Origin of the sequence: Streptomyces sp. NPDC088252, from assembly GCF_044740965.1 — a bacterium.
GTDB lineage: Bacteria > Actinomycetota > Actinomycetes > Streptomycetales > Streptomycetaceae > Streptomyces.
On sequence record NZ_JBIURS010000026.1, the window covers coordinates 1 to 14,422 of the forward strand.

A 14,422-nucleotide genomic window follows, 5' to 3' on the forward strand; every position below is an offset into this window, starting at 1 on the left:
AACGGACCCTCTCCCTCAGGTGACACATCGTCGCCAATGAAGAGCCGGGGGTCGATGCGGCCCTCGATCTTCAGCGGCGGCAGGACGATGCCGGAGGTCGGAGGAGTGCCCGGTGAGGCCGCCAGAGCCTCCTGTAGCGCCTCCCAGAACCCCGACTTGACCCAGCGGGCCCAGATGCTCGGAGCGCCCGGCACAGGGGAAGCAGACCACGCGCAGCCGGTACGTGCCTTGTAGAGCATCGAGTCCAGGAGGCCGCGCGGATCCGTGAGCTTCCGGCCCATCCGGGCCTTGAAGAGAGGCTCGACGAGTGCCCATGCCTCATCAGTGAGCAGAGGCACCACACGGTCTCGCTCTGCGAACCAGGCGGAAACAGTGTCGTCGCTACGAGTCTTCCTCGGGATTTCTCCCCGGATGCTGACCTTGAGGTCGAGCAGGTGAATAACCTCGGCTTTGTCCTCAGGGGACATGCTGAAGAGCTTGGTGCGTGCCAGATTGGCAAGCTCCGCCAGATCGTTCGCCCGATTTAGTGCGACCTCAACTTCATCCCGCCAGGCAATGGCCTCATCGCGAAGCCCCACAAGCTTGTCTCGATCATCATTGAGCGGCTTGGCAGCCCGTTCGCAGGCCTTTTCTGCTTCCTTGCGCCCAAGCTTTTTACGTGCAGCCTGGCGAGCGGCGACGGCCATGGTGACGTCGATCGCGTCGTCGAGCTCCTCGATTTGACTATTCAGGTCCAGAATTCTGGCCTCGTAGTCGACACCGTTCGCCTTTGCGATATCGGCCCAGTCGTTGGCCATGCCGTTGAGGCGCTCCGAGTCTTCCAGGAGCTTGCACACCTCGGTCCACACACGGTTCTCTACCGCTTCAGCGTCGATCTGCGAGCAGTGGCATTTCTGCTTCTTGGGGTTCTTGTAGTCGTTGCTGGTTCCGGTGCACCTGTAGGCACGGACGGATGCCCGGCCAACGCGGCTAACTCCGGTGTAGTGACTTCCGCAGATTCCGAAGAGGTGCCCGCTGAGCGGGTGTACGGCCTCCTCGCCGGAGACCTGGCGAGTTGTGCGGGCCAGGGCCTTGTTGAGCTTCGCCAGTTGCAGCTCGGTGAAGACGGGCTCCAGCTCGATGTCCACGGTCTCGCCGAAAAGAGGCTTCCCGTCGGCGTCAAGCCGGATGCCGGGCTGAGTCGGGTCGCGGTAGACCCGTTTGGCCGTCTGGACAGCGCGGCTGGTCAGTGCGTGGCGCATGGACCCCCTGGGCCAGTAGTCCTTGGACGGTCCGTGGATCCCCTCGGCGTTGAACAGGTCTTCCACCGCGCCCGGGTTCTTGCCCTCGTCCACGATGTGGGTGTACGCCCGGTGCAGGAGGGAGTAGGCGGCCTTCTCGTCTCCCTTGTCCAGCACGAGACGGCTCTCGCCCTTGATCCCCTGGTTCTCGATGCGGTAGCCGTAGGGGGCTACTCCTCCAGGGTGGCCGCCCATTTCGGCCTTCTCCTGGACTCCGCCCTGGGTGCGGTCTCGAATGGTGATGCGCTCGTCCTCGGCCTTGTCCTGCTCCTTGCGCATGCGGGAGCGGCCTTCTTCGGTCGTGTTGTCGTAGTCCCCACGAACGATGGCGACGAAGATTCCGAGGTCTTCGAGCTCCCAGACCCAGGGCCAGAACGCGCGGTCCCGGCGGCCGATGGCTCGCTCCTCGGGTACCACGACGATGTCAAACGGGCGCGGCTGCTGCCGGGCGTCCGCCATCAGGGTTTTGAGGTCGGGGCGCTGGGTGTGGTCGAGGCTGCCGCTGTAGCCCTCGTCCGCGTAGGTGCGGACGTACTCCCAGCCCTTCTTCTCCATGTGCCTCTTGGTCTTCTTGCCCGTGTAGGAGACGCCGAAGCCCTTGGCCTGTTCGGCGGTCGAGACACGGAGGTAGTCGACGGCACGGAGTCTGGAGGACTTAGCGGTCCGCGCGACCGCATCGATGGCAGCTGTGAGAGCATTACTCATGTCAGTCTCATCTCCACTGTGACTGGCTGACCCCGGCTGGCGTGCCCTCGCTGCCGGGGTCGCTCGTTGTGTGGAGAGATCCTAGCGCGCAACAGCCTGCCTGGGGGCCGCAGTTACGCCGCTTCGTCCTTGGGCTGCTGGTTGCGCGGAAGGAACAGCAGCTCCAGGAGCCGCCGGTACGCGCCCTGGTCCATTTCTTCGGCCGGTGTCCACGAGACGGTGACGTCGTCCGCAGTGTCCGATTCCCCAAACAGAGGCACGACCTCTGCCATATCCTGGGATGCCATCCCACTCCCCTTGCCCCGAGTATTTGTTCCTGGGGCGAGCCTAGTTAGGTTCCGCGAAAATCTGTTAGGAGCATGGGTGACAACGTTCAGCACTACCGATCAGTGGCTCTTGGGGAGCGGGATCCTGCTTTTGGGAGTTGGGCTCGGCGCCCTCCTGTACGCCCGGAAGCACCAGGAGTACCGGTTGGCCGTGGTCAGCATGGTCACGGGCCTGGGCCTCATCATCAGCGGCATTATCACGCACGGAGATTAGGAGCATTGATGTCTGCACCCCTGAAGCCCGAAGACTTTGAAGTCGAGGCCAGCCCTGAGGCCACCGAGGAAATCAGCTACTACGTGAAGTGCCCCATTTGCATGGAGAGCGAAGACGTTTCCCCGTGGCCGCCCAAGATCACTGACTTCATCCGCGCTGCGGCCAAGCATATTGAGGAGAAGCACTCATGAGTAACGAGGACAACGAACGTCGGTTCCACGAACTCGTACGTCAGTCCGGCTGGGCTAACGAGGCTGAGGATCTCCGTCCGGAGGCCATCAGGATTCCGGGCGGTCTAGTGCCGTGGACCATCGAGGGAGAAGTCGAGGACCCCAACGACTTGTACCTCTGGACCTACGAGGGCGAGACACCTGAGTTCGCTGACGGAGAGGGAGGCGTGCAAGCCAGCGAGGTGGAGATCGCTCGTTGGAGGGCTGACTTCGACAAGTACAAGCGCGCCGAGACCGAGTACGTAGAAATGGTTCGTGCTGCCAAGGTCGAGTACGAGAAGCAGGCGGAAGCAGCGCAGCGGTTTCTTGCCGCCGCGTTTGCTGAGTTCAAGCCGACTCAGGAGGAGCAGCTGGCTCGTATGGGTGAGTTGGCTGTAACTCTGGCCGGTCACCGGAAGGCGGCTGAGGAGTGGGCGGAGGCGCGGGAGGCAAAGCGACAGGCAGTGTTGGATGCGCAGTTCGGTCCGCGTTCCCTCGTCCTTTATCCACCGGGGGACTTGGATGACCGGAAGCAGTCGGGACACATTGCCCGGGTGCATTTGGTGGGCTGCTCTCGTAGGCGGGGCGCGGGGGACGACCCTGTGCGGGCCAAGGACGCGGTGGAGAGGCTGCGGGATCCAGCTACGTGGCCCCGTAGTGGCAGAGAAGACCGCACGCATGGTGGGCGCTACCAGATGGTCGTGAAGCTCTGCTCCTTCTGTAAGCCGTGGAAGGTGATGATGGAGCACACCGACGTCACGGCCCAGATTTTCCGCACTGACATCAAGCTGGTCGAGTGGCCCGCCGGATTGGAGTGAGGCTCTGATGCCCACACTGCACGAATTCATCGTCTTCTACATCAACTTGGAACATCGCGAGAAGCAGGAGTGGCTCCCCGAAATTCCGGAGGACACGGCCGCCGGGGGTGTCAACCGGTTCACGGACGACAAGATCGCCCGCAAGGTGCTGCGGCTGATGGCCAACTCGGCTATCGAGGTGTTGCGCATTCGGGCCGAAGAGGAGCAGTTCTACTCTGACTTCCGGCGTGAGCTCCAGCGGATCCGGCCGATCAACAGTCAGGCCAAGGTGCTGTCAGCGAATAACCGCCTGCTAAAGCTGTACGAGTGGGAGACGGAGGAGAACGGGGAGAACGCGGGTAGTTGCTACTCGTCTGCGGCAGCGCTCACGGACGCTCTACTGACAAGCTATAACGGGTGGCCGCTGACTGAGGTGTATGAAGACGTCACCAGTCACTACGCCACGGTGGCGGGATCAATCCGGCTGTCTCCCGACCGCCAGAAACTGGTTCTCCAGTTGCTGGACGAGCTGAAGAAGATCGAGGGGAAGTAGCATGAAGGTTCGACTGACGTTCGAAGCTGAAGTCAAGGATGAGAACGCGCGGCGCGAGTGGGTCAGCACCGTGTCGCCCCTGGTTCATGAAACACCGGGTGCCCGCATCGCAGACTGGTACTACGAAGAAGTAGAAGACGACGAAGACGAGCACTGAGCGCAGAAAGCCCCCGGCCATTTCGGTCGGGGGCTTTCTGTGTTTCTGGGGTCAGACGTCAATGCGGTCCAACGGGCAGAGGCGGTTGTGCTGGTGCCAGCCTGCCACGTTAGTGAACGCCAGGCCGGTTTCCTTACACTCCTTGTGCGAGGTGCAGGGGAAGGTAAGCACGCCGTCGGGGTCACCCCACTTGATCTCCCAGACTGCGATTTCATGTGCAGCCTTGGCGTGGGAGGAGCGGGACTTGTACGCGACCGGGCGAGGGTTCGTCTTTCCTGACTGGTGGTCCAGGGGGCATGTAACCCAAACCTTTTCCTCTTCCTCCACCTGTGTGGGCCCCTGCTCGATGGCTAGCGCTGAGACCGCTTCCAGTTGCTTGCCGCGCCTCTCCATCTCAACGCCTGCCTCCTCGTAGAGGGCGATCCACGGCCGAAGCTGGACGTCGTGAGGAGCGCAGAAGTCGTATCGCTTGCGCGGGCCGCCGTCGATGGCAAGGTGCCGTACAGCTACAGCGGCAATTTTGGGGAGTTCAAGCTTCTCGCACATGTCACACCAGTGCACGATGGTCATGTCGCGAGCCATTACTGCATGCTCCCCTGGCGCTTAGCGGCGGCTTCCATTTCTGCCAGCAAGGCAACCCCTCGGATGATACAACGCCCCTCACTGTCGATCCGACCGGTCCCGCGTTCTGCCACGTAGCCGTCGGGGTAGTCGTAGGAGCTGCTGAGGACCCTGTACTCGCTGTCGAGCTCCTGGTGACGTAGTGCGCGGCAGCTCCTGCATCTGCGGATACGCATGTACCCCCCGCCTTCGAGCGGGTACGCGTCATGAGGGGCCATGCTGTGGCCGCCGTCTCGACACCGGATGTAGCGGGCGGGCAGGGTGGCAGCAAATTCTCGGACATCGTCAATGTCCGCAACGTGCGTGTGGTCCATGCAGGAAGACTAGTTGGCAACACCGAAGATTGTCACTATCTAAGTGACCACTCAGTGGTGCCGAGCGGCTGCCCACATGCCGAGAGCGCCAGCCTTGGCTGGCGCTCCGTGTGTTGCTTGGTCAGCTGGTCTGCTTGACCCATGGCTTGCAATCGGAGGTCTTGAAGAAGTCGCCCTCGTTGAGGCGGACGATGGCGCTGCCACTGGTCATGTCGTTGGCGAGAGTGGAGCTGGCATCACCGGAGGCGTCCTTCATTCGTTCCCAGTAGCAGCCCATGGAGCCGTCGGCCGGTCCCTTGGTTGTGTAAGTGCCCGGGGCGAGGTACTCGTCGTCAAGTGCCTTGAGGGGGTCTTCGTAGTCCGGCGAATCTTCGGTGACCTCGTAGGTACCGGGCTGGACTCCGAGGGTCTCCCCCATGGCGCCGTCGGCGTCTTGGATGGCCTTGTCCAGTTTAGCCTTGGCGTCTTCGAACGCCTTCTCCTTGGCAGCCGCGTCATCCTCGGCGGGCTTGGCCTTAGGAGCTGCGGTGGCTGTGTTGCTCGGGGCGGCCTTGGTGTCCTCGTTGCCGCTGCCACCACAGCTGGTGAGTGCGAGGGTGGCCACTATCGCGGTGGCAACGAGGACGGGTCTGCGGTGCTTCATGGGTTCCCTTGTGGTCAGCTGGTGCAGTTCTTGAGAACGCTGTCGGTGCGGGTAGCGACTGTCCCCCCGTTTTCGATCTCTTCCTGAAGGGACAGGGACCACGCCTTGAGGTCGCTCTCGATTCCGTGCGGGAGTCGGCCTTCGTCCATGGACGCCTGATAGGCGGTCATGAGCTGGCCACCATAGTCGGCCGACTTCGCGATCTCTGCCCGGGAATGGTCGTTGTTACGGTAAAGGTAGTAGTACGTGCTGGACGCTGACCGGATCCAGGACGTACGGCTGCACCAGGGGTCCGTATCGTCGGCGCGGGCCGAGTTGTAGATGAACGCACCCCCGATGATCGCCAGCAGGGCGACTGACCCCGCGATCTTCTTGTTCATGCCCGCTCCCTCGCTTAGGCGGTTTCTCTGACGCGCGGGCACCCGGCCGCGATATACCGCTTGCAGTTCTTGACCTCTGCCTTTGCTCCCTGGAGATGCTCCCGCAGGACACTGACCTCGTCCTTGCTGAGGCTTCCTCCCTCGCGGGCGAGCTTCCCTTCAAGGGATGCCAGGTGGTCGAGCGCTGCGGCAAGCAGGGTTTTCCCGGCCTCTTGACGCGTTTGCGGGAGGTAGCTCGCCCGAGGGCTGGGGATGGGTGCCACAAGATCCTCCTGACGACCGAGAGAGCAGTAGGCCAGTGTGGCCCGGCTCCTCGTTAGAGAGTCGAGGCACACTGGCCTACGCATGCGGTGCCCGGCTGCCTCGCGAGATACCAGTCGGGACCGGCATGTACATCATGTCAGACGGCGGAGTCCGGCATCAACGTAACGGACTAGTAGGGCGTTTGGACGAGGAGTGTGCCATCGCCCCAGCAGGCGGAGCAGTCGGCGCCGTCGGTGCGGGAGTCTTCTCCGGTGCCGTGGCACGTGCGGCAGACCACTTCTTGCGCACCACCCTCGTTTACGACCGTGTGGGCCTTGAAATGGTTACTCACTGTCCTGCCTCCTCGCCGACGATCTCTGCGTCCATCACGGGTAGTCCCATCTGTTCCTGAGCTGACCTTTGGGGCACGGCAGGTGGGAGCTCAGGGGTGTTGCTGGGCGCTACGGGTTCGCGGCCGAAGATTCTGGAGAGCACTCCGGCGCCTGCCTGGGCGGAGGATGCTGACTGGTTGGCCTTGATGGTGAGGCTGAATCCCTCGGTTTCCATGTCGTGCTGGGACTTGAGGAGTTTCTGGTAGAGGCCGATTTCCCGGGAGACGTTGGCGTCGGGGTATCCACCTGCAACTTCCTCTGTGACCAGGCCAAATGCGGTGCGGCGGAACTGGCGGTTGATGAGGTAGTTCATCTGCGCCTTGCGTTCTTCGGGGGTGTTGGCGTCGGCCGGGATCTCGAAGGCACATTCGGAGCCGGGGTCGAATTCGGGGCAGGAGCCTGCCATGTGGCAGCCGGTGCAGTTGAGCAGTGACTCGCTGGTGGAGCTGACGATCTGAAGTTTCCGGGTTCGTCGAGTGCCGCCGGGGTCGGTGTAGTTCTCTTCCTTCTCGGTGACCGCCATGCCTGGGATGGGGCGCTTGGAGCGCTCCTTGTGCTGATTAGTTGACAGGTCGAAATTCCGCATTCGGCTTCGCTTGGTAGCAACACCTCCCTGGACGGTTTCCGTAGATTGCTCAGTGGGGGTGTTTGCTGAATTAGCTACTATTTTGGCGGTGGCAGTGGTGCCGTTGAGCTTTGCGACCTGCTGCATCCACGACCAGGCGCTGAGTTTGAGGAGTTCGGAGTTGTCGTCGTCCTCGATGAGGTCGGTGTCGAGGCCTATGTCACGGAATAGAGTTCGGTGTCGTCGTTTACCGGATTCGCGGTTCTTTTTCGGATATCGCTTGAGTTCGTTGCCGGTCCAGACGATGAGGTCGTGGAACTTGGCCGGTGAGAGCCAGCTGGTGCTTGTGACGCCAGTCCAGGTGATGGCGGCCATCTGTTCCGGCTTGGACATGCCGAGCCCGTAGAGCTCCACCTCGTGTTCCCGGGTCAGGCGGTTCAAGAGCGGGGCGAGGTTCTGGTCACCGAGGGAAGTGCCGGTGATGCCCACAGGCCGGTGGGCGGCTGCGAGGTCCGTGAGGACTTCCACCCCGTCTTCCTCGTGCCAGACGGTGATCTCCTTGTCCCTGCCGCGCCGGTCGATGATCCATGCGGTGCCGAGCTGCTGTGCGTCGAACTCGACGAAGCGGTGGATACGGTCGATGTTGCGCTCGATGAAGGTGTCGTACTCAGCGGCGATTTCCTTGAGCTCTTCGTCGCTGTACTGCTTGTCCGGAGCGCTATTGATGGTGTGGCAACCGGAGTCCAGGAGGATCAAGGTGTCGGGTTCGAATCGGTCGGCGAGGTCGATCTTGTCGAGGTGCTTGATGCGTCGGCGCAGGCCCATGTAGGAGATGGATACGGTGCGGGCGCCCAAGTCTTCGAGGAGCTTCCCGAAGGCGTTGATTTCGCAGCCGCCGTAGTAGAGGTCGAGCATCAGTCGTCGTTCTCCTTGAGCCGGGTATCCAGCGCTTTGGCTGTCTTCTGGCGGTTGAGCTCGTTCACGATGTCGTCCCAGGGGCGCGGCTCCTTGGGAGAGTCGGGGTGCCAGATGTCCAGGAGGTATTGGGGTGAGGCGTAGAGCATCACCGTGTATCCGGCGCGGATTTCTTCTGCTGCGCAGGTGGGGTCTGGTTCGATGACGAGGTCGGCGCCGTCGGTGTTGCGGATGGCTGCGAGCATGCGGAGGCGGCCTTCTGCTACTGTCCTGGGCGCAAAATCGATCGGGGGGGTATATGCCTTGGCGTAGCCGGAAATTGTGTGCACGCCGAGCCAGTGTTCCGTGTCGGCCTCGCGGGTTTCGTCGAGGATGATGACGCGGAATTTTTTAGTGAGGGCTTCGTAGAGCTGGCGGCCGACTGGATCGATACCGTCGGCGTGTGTGGTCGGGCGCAGTACTCCGTTAAGACAGATGACGACGCTTCTCATGCTGCCTCCAAAGCGTCAAGCTCTTGTGCGCATGAACGAAGGTAGAGGGCGTCGTCGAGGGCGTTGTGTTCGCAGGACATCTGAGGTGGGAGCGGTGGGTCGCCTAGCCGAGCGGTTTCCTGCCTCAGATCATTTGTCCACATCGGAATTCCAGAAGGGAGGTTGATCATCGGACCGTACAGCTGGGCGAGCGTCACATGGTCGTACGCGCCGTACCAGGCCCAGAGTTCGGCCTTGGGGGTGTCGGTGATGAACCGACGGACCTCGTGTGCGATCTGCTTCCGTGTGCGCAGGGCTTCGTAGTCGTGGTGTGTTTCGTCCCAGATCCAGATGTTGCTGCTCTCGCTGGGAAACCGTATCGGCAGGTAAGGGACGACGTGCTTGCGCAGCCAGTCGTGGCGCACGACCTCGTGCCAGTCGCACTCGCGGTTGATGGCGTAGTACTGGGTGCCATCGTCGCGGACCATGCCGATGGAGATGAGGTCGATAAGCCTGCCGTCCTCGCGAAATTCCGTATCGTAGAAAATTCTCATCGGACGTTCCTGTACTGCATGGCGGCCCGGATGGTGAGGTCGTCGGCCGTCGCCAGCACTCCCCCGTGAACGACCGTCTGTGAGGCTTCTTCTGCGTCCCTGTGGGCGCGTTCGATGGCGGCGAGGACGCCGACGACACCGTTCCTCTTGTCCGCTTGCCAGCGCCAGTTGTTGAAGTCCCAGTATCCGTTTCCTAGGGGCTTCTCGAAGGCCTTGTGGCGGTTGCCGTGGATCTCGTTCATGAGGCCGACGGCGTAATTGACCTCGGTGGCGAGCATGGTCATAGCGTTGGTCCAGTAGGCGCCGTCGAGGTACTGGAGGTCGCCGAGGATCTTGGTGACGCGGGCCCGGATGATGACTGCGGCTTCGAGGTCGCGGGTGACGTTGGCGTACCACTGAGCGTCGCCCGGATCCGCGTCGTACGCGGTGGCCGGGTTGGGACGCACGGTCCAGACGTCATCGGTGACGTTGTAGGCGGCGTAGGGGTTGATGTCCCTGATATCGCTGGAGTTCTTGTTGGCGAAATAGGTGACTTCGTATGTGCGGCCCCCGAATTTGGTGTGCGCGGTGCGGGGCCAGAGCAGGTGACGGAGTTCGTCATCCATACGGTCGATGATCTGGTTGAGCCCGACTCCGCTCCAGAGGGGGTTGGTGAGGTAGAAGGTGTCCCAGTCGATGCCGACGAGGATGTCAAGGTCTCCGTCGCCGTGTCCTCGGTCGCCCGCCCACTGGTAGGAAGCGCCGGACCCGGCCAGCCAGGTGGTGGCCCAGGTTCCAGGTTCCCGGTAGCCACGCTTTGTCCAGAACTGGTAGAGCGTTGTGAGGATATGCGCTCGAACTGCTGGATGCATGTCGTACGCAGCGTCAAAAAGGGCCGGGTCCAGGTTTTTACGTGGCTTGGAGAAGTAGCCGGATGCACCGTCTCGGAACTCAGGTATCTCCGTTACGGAAAGGCGCTTAGCTAGTTCGACGAAGTACGGATGATTTGACATGCTCCGAGTTTATCTGGACACACAAGAAACCCCTTCATGCGTACAGCCGGTACGCATGAAGGGGTTTCTCTGCTGCCTGGCGGCAGCGAGATACTGAGGCTATTGACTTGGCGGATCGTATGGTCGGCCGCAGACGCATACCTTGCCGTAGTGACAGGAGCAGGGGCAACATGCGGGAACGCAGCCGATGCACCTTTCGTCCCCGCAGCATTCGTCGTAGGTTCCGGGGCACTCGGAGCCTGCACAGAGATAGCTGTGCTCTACTTCTTTGGTCACTAGATATTCAGCGACTGCGCGATTCGCTGGCCCTCCGCCTGCTGCATAGCGGCGTGTGCGGCGTGCTGCATGTTCATCTGGACGACCTGGGCGGTCTTGGTGGCCTGGATATCGGCCGCGATCTTGTGGGCGGCCATCTCCATCTCGTCGACTGTCGCCGCCCGTGCAGGGATGATCGGGGCGTTGATGTCGGTGCTGGCCTGGACGATGCCGCCGCCACGGAAGATGACGAGGAAGGCTGCTTCGACCTCGATGGGCTCGCGGGTGTCCGTGGAGCCGCCGTCCTTGAGGTCGCTGAGATCGATTGCCACGATGTCTCCTACTTGTAGAGTCCGAGCTTGGTGAAGTGCTTTTCCTGGGCGGCTGTCTTGGCCGGGCAGAAGTCGCAGAGGTAGACGTCCTGTTCCGCGCGGTACTTCGGGAGGCCTGCTTCCTTGCGCTCCTTGGCCGTGTTCGGCGTGAGGCGCCGGTCTGCGGCCTTGTAGTCGGAGCACTCGGTGACCCGGAGGTGCTTCTTCCAGCACTCCATGGCGTCACTCCGGAATGCTGCGTCGGCAAGGTATGCCTCGGGGTCGAGGCCAGTGGTCTCCTTGCCTAGCTGGCGCAGGATCTCCTTGCGGGTGGCGGGGGATTCCCAGTGCTTCTTTTCCACCTTCATGAGCTGCCCGACGTGGGTTATTCCGCTTTCCGTCGTGTGCTTCTTGGCAATGAGTGCCTTGAGGACGTGATCCCGGTTCGGGTCTCCCGTGTAGTCGGGGATCTCTTCCAGGGTCCTGCACTGATCACAACGGAGTATGCGGATTTCTTCAGCCATGTGGAAAGCCTATTCAGGGGTGCCGATTTTCTGTTAGTGCTCAGTACCAGTTGTTGTGCTGGAAGTGGTTCCAGGCGCCGCACGGGGAGCCGTAGCGGGAGTTGACGTACTGGATTCCCCACTTCACCTGGGTCACGCCGTTGGTTCGCCAGTCGGCTCCGGCAGAGGCCATCTTGGAGCCGGGCAGTGCCTGGGGGATGCCGTATGCGCCGGAGCTGGAGTTGGTGGCGTACACGTTCCAACCGCTTTCCCGGGCGAACAGGGCGTCGAGACAGCTGAACTGGGAGGCGCCGAGCACGGAGCGGGCGTAGGCCCTCGGGGAGCCGCTGGCCGGTGCGGAGCGGGCGGTCCGTGTATGCGTGGCGCTGGACTTCTTCGGCGGCTGCGTCTGGGTCTTGGGCGCCGTGACGGTGTTCGCAGGGCGCTTGGGGGCGGGGACCTTGTGGACAGTGCCGGTGAGACGGACCGTTTCGCCGGGATAGATCAGGTCGGGGTGGGCCCAGAACTGCTTGTTGCGGCCGAGGAGGTCGGAATACTTCTGGTTGTGCTCATCCGCGATGCCGGTGAGTGTGTCGCCGTTCTTGATGGTGTAGGAGGCGGGCTTCTGCTCGTCCGGCTTTGCCTGCTTCTCTGTGTCGGTGGGGGTCTCTACCGTGACCTGTGCTCGGGGCTTCTCGGAGGCGTGCGCCGTCGTGTTGGCGGTGCCGGTGAGGGCGAGACTGGACAGGGCGATGACACTGAGAAGGGCAGCAGTCTTGCGGGACATACGCATTCCAAACGTCGGGGACAAGGTGCCCTCCGACGCGTCCGGATCTGTGTCCGGCTTTTCGGAACTCCCCTACCGTAACAGCGCCAGGGGTGTGGGGATGTACCCAGTCCTTGCTCAATTCGGTTGATGGAATCTTCCCGATCCGGGTAATCCCTGGCGCGACCAGGACAGTTGCGGCTCTTTCCGGTGCTGAATTCGGGGTCCAAGTCCTGGCCTGCTAGATGCGCCGACGGTCAGAAAGCAGCCACATCGCCGTCAGCCCAGTGCCCTTGGACTGATTGGGATTGGGGGTTGGTGCGGGTGTGGTACTGACTGCCGAGCAGGTGTAGCGCGGGGTCGCGGGGTCGAAGTTGGTCACGGGCGAGCAGGCGTACTGGACTCCTTGCGGATCGGTGTACGTCCATCCGGCTGGGGGCTGCCCGTTTCGCCCGTCTTTTCCGTTCACGCCGTCCTTGCCGCTTGCGCCGTCTCTTCCGGGCGCACCGTCGTGACCATTGACACCATCCTTGCCAGCGACTCCAGGGGCTCCGGTGGCATCCTGGCCGGGCCTTCCCGGAGTTCCCGGTGGGCCGGTGATGGCCGGTCCCGGTGTTCCGGCGTCTCCCTTGTCGCCCTTGGGGCCGGGGATCGGTACCGGAACAGCCGCCCGGTCGGGAAGATTCGAAACTGCCTTGGTGGGGTCAGGCGCGACGGGGGTTTTGCCGTCTGCTTTCAGCTGAGTGCGCAGTTTGCGAACGTCTGTAGCGAGTGTGGAGACAGCGTTGCCACGAAGGTCAGCCTCTGTTGCGAGTTCTTTTGCCTTGCGGTCTGCCGTGTCGATCCGGGCCCAGAGGATCACGGCGACCCCGAAAAGGGCGACGATCGCGAAGAGGATGGCTGTGCCACGCCACCGCCGGGCCAGAAAGCGCTGTGTGCGGCTCATCCGGGATTGCCTCCTAGTTGAACGATGATGCCGCGCAGGCGGGCGTTCTCAGCCTCGGCGGTGGCTCGACGAGCGGCTTCCTGCGCCAGTGCGGCATTCAGCTCGGCTGTTCTGTCGGCCAGCTCCTGCTTCGTGGCGGCCAGCTCCTGCTTCATACTGAGTCGCTCCTCCTGGAGCTGATCCGTCAGGCTATTCAGGCCGCTTAGGGACAGTTCTCCGCGTTTCCCTACGTACGCGACGACGGCGGTGGCCAGCACTCCGGCAAACGCCAGGAGGGCGCCCACCAGAGTGACGGCGGTTTCGTTCATCTACGGGATCCCGTCGGTCATTGGCGACCTGTAGGAGTCGAGGTGCTACCCGTGCTGGGCTGGTAGCACTGTCTCAACTCTGTACGGTGAAGCCGTACTTGCTGCCGAGCTTGATCAGTGAGGTTCGTCCTGGCGTTCCGTCGGCGTCCGTTCCTCGGTAGCCGAGCCGTCGTTGCCAGGCTGAATATGCGTCCTTGGTCGCGCTACCGTAGTGGCCGTCGGCCAACGTCTTGTTGAGCAGGCCCTCCTTTACAAGGGCGTCTTCAACGCCCCGGACCCCGGCATAACTGACCGGGGTGCCCTTCTTCGGCGGGTCGTTCTTCGCGGCCGATATCAGCCGGGAGAGGTCAACGATCGACTTGGGCTTCGGCTTGGGCGGAAAGGGCTTGGCGGGTTCGGCTTCGTCAAGGATGCGCTGCACCCGGGCGCGGAAGGCGTTCATGTCGAACGTCGGGTCGATCTTGCCTGGCTGCCATTCCTTGTGGCCGATCACGGACTTCGCGGACCAGCCGTGCTTCCGGCACAGTGCTGCGGCCCAGCGGGCGGCGGCGTCTACCTGGGCCTCGGGCCAGGGGTCCTTGCCGTTGCCGAGGTTGATGAGTTCGATGCCGTAGAAGTAGCGGTTGCCGTCGGTGTTGGCTTCTCTGTCGACAGGCAGCTTGGCTGCCTCCGCGATGACCGCGTTGTGTACGCCCGCGTCTCCGAGACCTGCGTGGTTGGCTCGGCCGCAGCCGACCATGTAGAGAGTGCCGTCCTTGGCGCCGACGGTATGGCAGAGCGGGCCGGGGAGCTCGGAGTGCCCGTTGTAGCAGAGAGCGACCGAGTTCGCGGTGCCCTCGGTGACCGTGTGGTGGATCACCACTCCGTGGACTGGTCCCCAGGGACCCTTGTGGTTCCGGTTGTGGGTACGCCAGTCCTTGTACTCGACGACTTTGCAGCCCGCGTTCTTGAAGGCGGCGAGCTGCTGGTCGGCGGTCAGCGGGGTTGCCATGAAGAGAGTTCC

General features: G+C 62.6%; 19 protein-coding genes. 4 read left to right on the top strand and 15 right to left on the bottom strand.

Annotated elements, in window-relative coordinates; genetic code table 11:
- Together ACIOHC_RS35665 and ACIOHC_RS35670 are read right to left on the bottom strand one after the other, a co-directional pair.
- Positions 1–1,985, bottom strand: a 1,985-nt coding sequence (locus ACIOHC_RS35665) for a recombinase family protein (RefSeq protein ID WP_401845595.1), incomplete at its 3' end; no start/stop codon positions are given.
- Positions 1,986–2,098: 113 nt separating this feature from the next.
- Positions 2,099–2,272, bottom strand: coding sequence for a hypothetical protein (locus tag ACIOHC_RS35670; protein ID WP_401845597.1), 174 nt, complete (start codon positions 2,270–2,272; stop codon positions 2,099–2,101).
- A 261-nt stretch (positions 2,273–2,533) separates the two neighbouring features.
- On the opposite strand from ACIOHC_RS35670, the gene ACIOHC_RS35675 reads away from it, so the two are divergent.
- The 4 genes from ACIOHC_RS35675 to ACIOHC_RS35690 are packed head-to-tail and all read left to right on the top strand — an operon-like array spanning position 2,534 to position 4,241.
- Positions 2,534–2,716 (top strand): hypothetical protein, encoded by a 183-nt coding sequence (locus ACIOHC_RS35675; protein WP_401845600.1) that lies wholly within the window; start codon positions 2,534–2,536, stop codon positions 2,714–2,716.
- Positions 2,713–3,552: a hypothetical protein gene (locus tag ACIOHC_RS35680; RefSeq protein ID WP_401845601.1), complete on the top strand. Its 840-nt coding sequence runs from the start codon at positions 2,713–2,715 to the stop codon at positions 3,550–3,552. The genes ACIOHC_RS35675 and ACIOHC_RS35680 overlap by 4 nt, the downstream gene beginning before the upstream one ends.
- A gap of 7 nt (positions 3,553–3,559) precedes the next feature.
- Positions 3,560–4,084, top strand: coding sequence for a hypothetical protein (locus tag ACIOHC_RS35685; protein WP_401845602.1), 525 nt, complete (start codon positions 3,560–3,562; stop codon positions 4,082–4,084).
- 1 nt (position 4,085) lies between these two features.
- Positions 4,086–4,241, top strand: coding sequence for a hypothetical protein (locus tag ACIOHC_RS35690; protein ID WP_401845604.1), 156 nt, complete (start codon positions 4,086–4,088; stop codon positions 4,239–4,241).
- 51 nt (positions 4,242–4,292) lie between these two features.
- Here the strand turns inward: ACIOHC_RS35690 and ACIOHC_RS35695 are convergent, their stop codons facing one another.
- The 13 genes from ACIOHC_RS35695 to ACIOHC_RS35755 all read right to left on the bottom strand — a co-directional run bounded on the left by ACIOHC_RS35695 (position 4,293) and on the right by ACIOHC_RS35755 (position 14,410).
- Entirely contained in the window at positions 4,293–4,811 is a 519-nt protein-coding gene (locus ACIOHC_RS35695; protein WP_401845606.1) for a hypothetical protein, read from the bottom strand.
- 486 nt (positions 4,812–5,297) lie between these two features.
- The gene (locus ACIOHC_RS35700; protein WP_401845608.1) at positions 5,298–5,819 is read right to left on the bottom strand and encodes a hypothetical protein; all 522 of its coding nucleotides are present in this window, start codon (positions 5,817–5,819) and stop codon (positions 5,298–5,300) included.
- Positions 5,820–5,833: 14 nt separating this feature from the next.
- Positions 5,834–6,199, bottom strand: coding sequence for a hypothetical protein (locus tag ACIOHC_RS35705; RefSeq protein WP_401845610.1), 366 nt, complete (start codon positions 6,197–6,199; stop codon positions 5,834–5,836).
- Between the two features lie 591 nt (positions 6,200–6,790).
- Complete coding sequence (locus tag ACIOHC_RS35710) at positions 6,791–8,314, bottom strand: hypothetical protein (RefSeq protein ID WP_401845611.1); 1,524 nt, start codon at positions 8,312–8,314, stop codon at positions 6,791–6,793.
- On the bottom strand, positions 8,314–8,805 hold the full coding sequence (locus ACIOHC_RS35715) for a hypothetical protein (RefSeq protein ID WP_401845612.1): 492 nt from the start codon (positions 8,803–8,805) through the stop codon (positions 8,314–8,316). The genes ACIOHC_RS35710 and ACIOHC_RS35715 overlap by 1 nt, the downstream gene beginning before the upstream one ends.
- Positions 8,802–9,338 carry a 3'-5' exoribonuclease domain-containing protein gene (locus tag ACIOHC_RS35720; protein WP_401845614.1) on the bottom strand — a complete coding sequence of 179 codons (537 nt, stop codon included), beginning with the start codon at positions 9,336–9,338 and terminating at the stop codon, positions 8,802–8,804. Before ACIOHC_RS35720 ends, ACIOHC_RS35715 begins: the two co-directional genes overlap by 4 nt.
- Complete coding sequence (locus tag ACIOHC_RS35725; RefSeq protein ID WP_401845617.1) at positions 9,335–10,330, bottom strand: hypothetical protein; 996 nt, start codon at positions 10,328–10,330, stop codon at positions 9,335–9,337. Before ACIOHC_RS35725 ends, ACIOHC_RS35720 begins: the two co-directional genes overlap by 4 nt.
- 275 nt (positions 10,331–10,605) lie before the next feature.
- On the bottom strand, positions 10,606–10,917 hold the full coding sequence (locus ACIOHC_RS35730; RefSeq protein ID WP_401845619.1) for a hypothetical protein: 312 nt from the start codon (positions 10,915–10,917) through the stop codon (positions 10,606–10,608).
- A gap of 8 nt (positions 10,918–10,925) precedes the next feature.
- The gene (locus tag ACIOHC_RS35735; RefSeq protein ID WP_401845621.1) at positions 10,926–11,420 is read right to left on the bottom strand and encodes a hypothetical protein; all 495 of its coding nucleotides are present in this window, start codon (positions 11,418–11,420) and stop codon (positions 10,926–10,928) included.
- Between the two features lie 40 nt (positions 11,421–11,460).
- Positions 11,461–12,186, bottom strand: a complete 726-nt coding sequence (locus ACIOHC_RS35740) for a LysM peptidoglycan-binding domain-containing protein (protein WP_401845622.1) — start codon at positions 12,184–12,186, stop codon at positions 11,461–11,463.
- Positions 12,187–12,406: 220 nt separating this feature from the next.
- Positions 12,407–13,111: a collagen-like protein gene (locus ACIOHC_RS35745; protein WP_401845624.1), complete on the bottom strand. Its 705-nt coding sequence runs from the start codon at positions 13,109–13,111 to the stop codon at positions 12,407–12,409.
- A complete protein-coding gene (locus ACIOHC_RS35750; RefSeq protein WP_401845626.1) occupies positions 13,108–13,419 on the bottom strand; it encodes a hypothetical protein in 312 nt (103 codons plus the stop codon). Before ACIOHC_RS35750 ends, ACIOHC_RS35745 begins: the two co-directional genes overlap by 4 nt.
- Positions 13,420–13,492: 73 nt before the next feature.
- Complete coding sequence (locus ACIOHC_RS35755; protein WP_401845627.1) at positions 13,493–14,410, bottom strand: N-acetylmuramoyl-L-alanine amidase; 918 nt, start codon at positions 14,408–14,410, stop codon at positions 13,493–13,495.
- Positions 14,411–14,422: the final 12 nt, after the last annotated feature.

What these genes read in the sequence shown, in the direction of transcription:
- ACIOHC_RS35670 (WP_401845597.1), bottom strand. Translation starts at nt 2,272, where the DNA reads ATGGCATCCCAGGATATGGCAGAGGTCGTGCCTCTGTTTGGGGAATCG.
- ACIOHC_RS35675 (WP_401845600.1), top strand. Translation starts at nt 2,534, where the DNA reads ATGTCTGCACCCCTGAAGCCCGAAGACTTTGAAGTCGAGGCCAGCCCT.
- ACIOHC_RS35680 (WP_401845601.1), top strand. Translation starts at nt 2,713, where the DNA reads ATGAGTAACGAGGACAACGAACGTCGGTTCCACGAACTCGTACGTCAG.
- ACIOHC_RS35685 (WP_401845602.1), top strand. Translation starts at nt 3,560, where the DNA reads ATGCCCACACTGCACGAATTCATCGTCTTCTACATCAACTTGGAACAT.
- ACIOHC_RS35690 (WP_401845604.1), top strand. Translation starts at nt 4,086, where the DNA reads ATGAAGGTTCGACTGACGTTCGAAGCTGAAGTCAAGGATGAGAACGCG.
- ACIOHC_RS35695 (WP_401845606.1), bottom strand. Translation starts at nt 4,811, where the DNA reads ATGACCATCGTGCACTGGTGTGACATGTGCGAGAAGCTTGAACTCCCC.
- ACIOHC_RS35700 (WP_401845608.1), bottom strand. Translation starts at nt 5,819, where the DNA reads ATGAAGCACCGCAGACCCGTCCTCGTTGCCACCGCGATAGTGGCCACC.
- ACIOHC_RS35705 (WP_401845610.1), bottom strand. Translation starts at nt 6,199, where the DNA reads ATGAACAAGAAGATCGCGGGGTCAGTCGCCCTGCTGGCGATCATCGGG.
- ACIOHC_RS35710 (WP_401845611.1), bottom strand. Translation starts at nt 8,314, where the DNA reads ATGCTCGACCTCTACTACGGCGGCTGCGAAATCAACGCCTTCGGGAAG.
- ACIOHC_RS35715 (WP_401845612.1), bottom strand. Translation starts at nt 8,805, where the DNA reads ATGAGAAGCGTCGTCATCTGTCTTAACGGAGTACTGCGCCCGACCACA.
- ACIOHC_RS35720 (WP_401845614.1), bottom strand. Translation starts at nt 9,338, where the DNA reads ATGAGAATTTTCTACGATACGGAATTTCGCGAGGACGGCAGGCTTATC.
- ACIOHC_RS35725 (WP_401845617.1), bottom strand. Translation starts at nt 10,330, where the DNA reads ATGTCAAATCATCCGTACTTCGTCGAACTAGCTAAGCGCCTTTCCGTA.
- ACIOHC_RS35735 (WP_401845621.1), bottom strand. Translation starts at nt 11,420, where the DNA reads ATGGCTGAAGAAATCCGCATACTCCGTTGTGATCAGTGCAGGACCCTG.
- ACIOHC_RS35740 (WP_401845622.1), bottom strand. Translation starts at nt 12,186, where the DNA reads ATGTCCCGCAAGACTGCTGCCCTTCTCAGTGTCATCGCCCTGTCCAGT.
- ACIOHC_RS35745 (WP_401845624.1), bottom strand. Translation starts at nt 13,111, where the DNA reads ATGAGCCGCACACAGCGCTTTCTGGCCCGGCGGTGGCGTGGCACAGCC.
- ACIOHC_RS35750 (WP_401845626.1), bottom strand. Translation starts at nt 13,419, where the DNA reads ATGAACGAAACCGCCGTCACTCTGGTGGGCGCCCTCCTGGCGTTTGCC.
- ACIOHC_RS35755 (WP_401845627.1), bottom strand. Translation starts at nt 14,410, where the DNA reads ATGGCAACCCCGCTGACCGCCGACCAGCAGCTCGCCGCCTTCAAGAAC.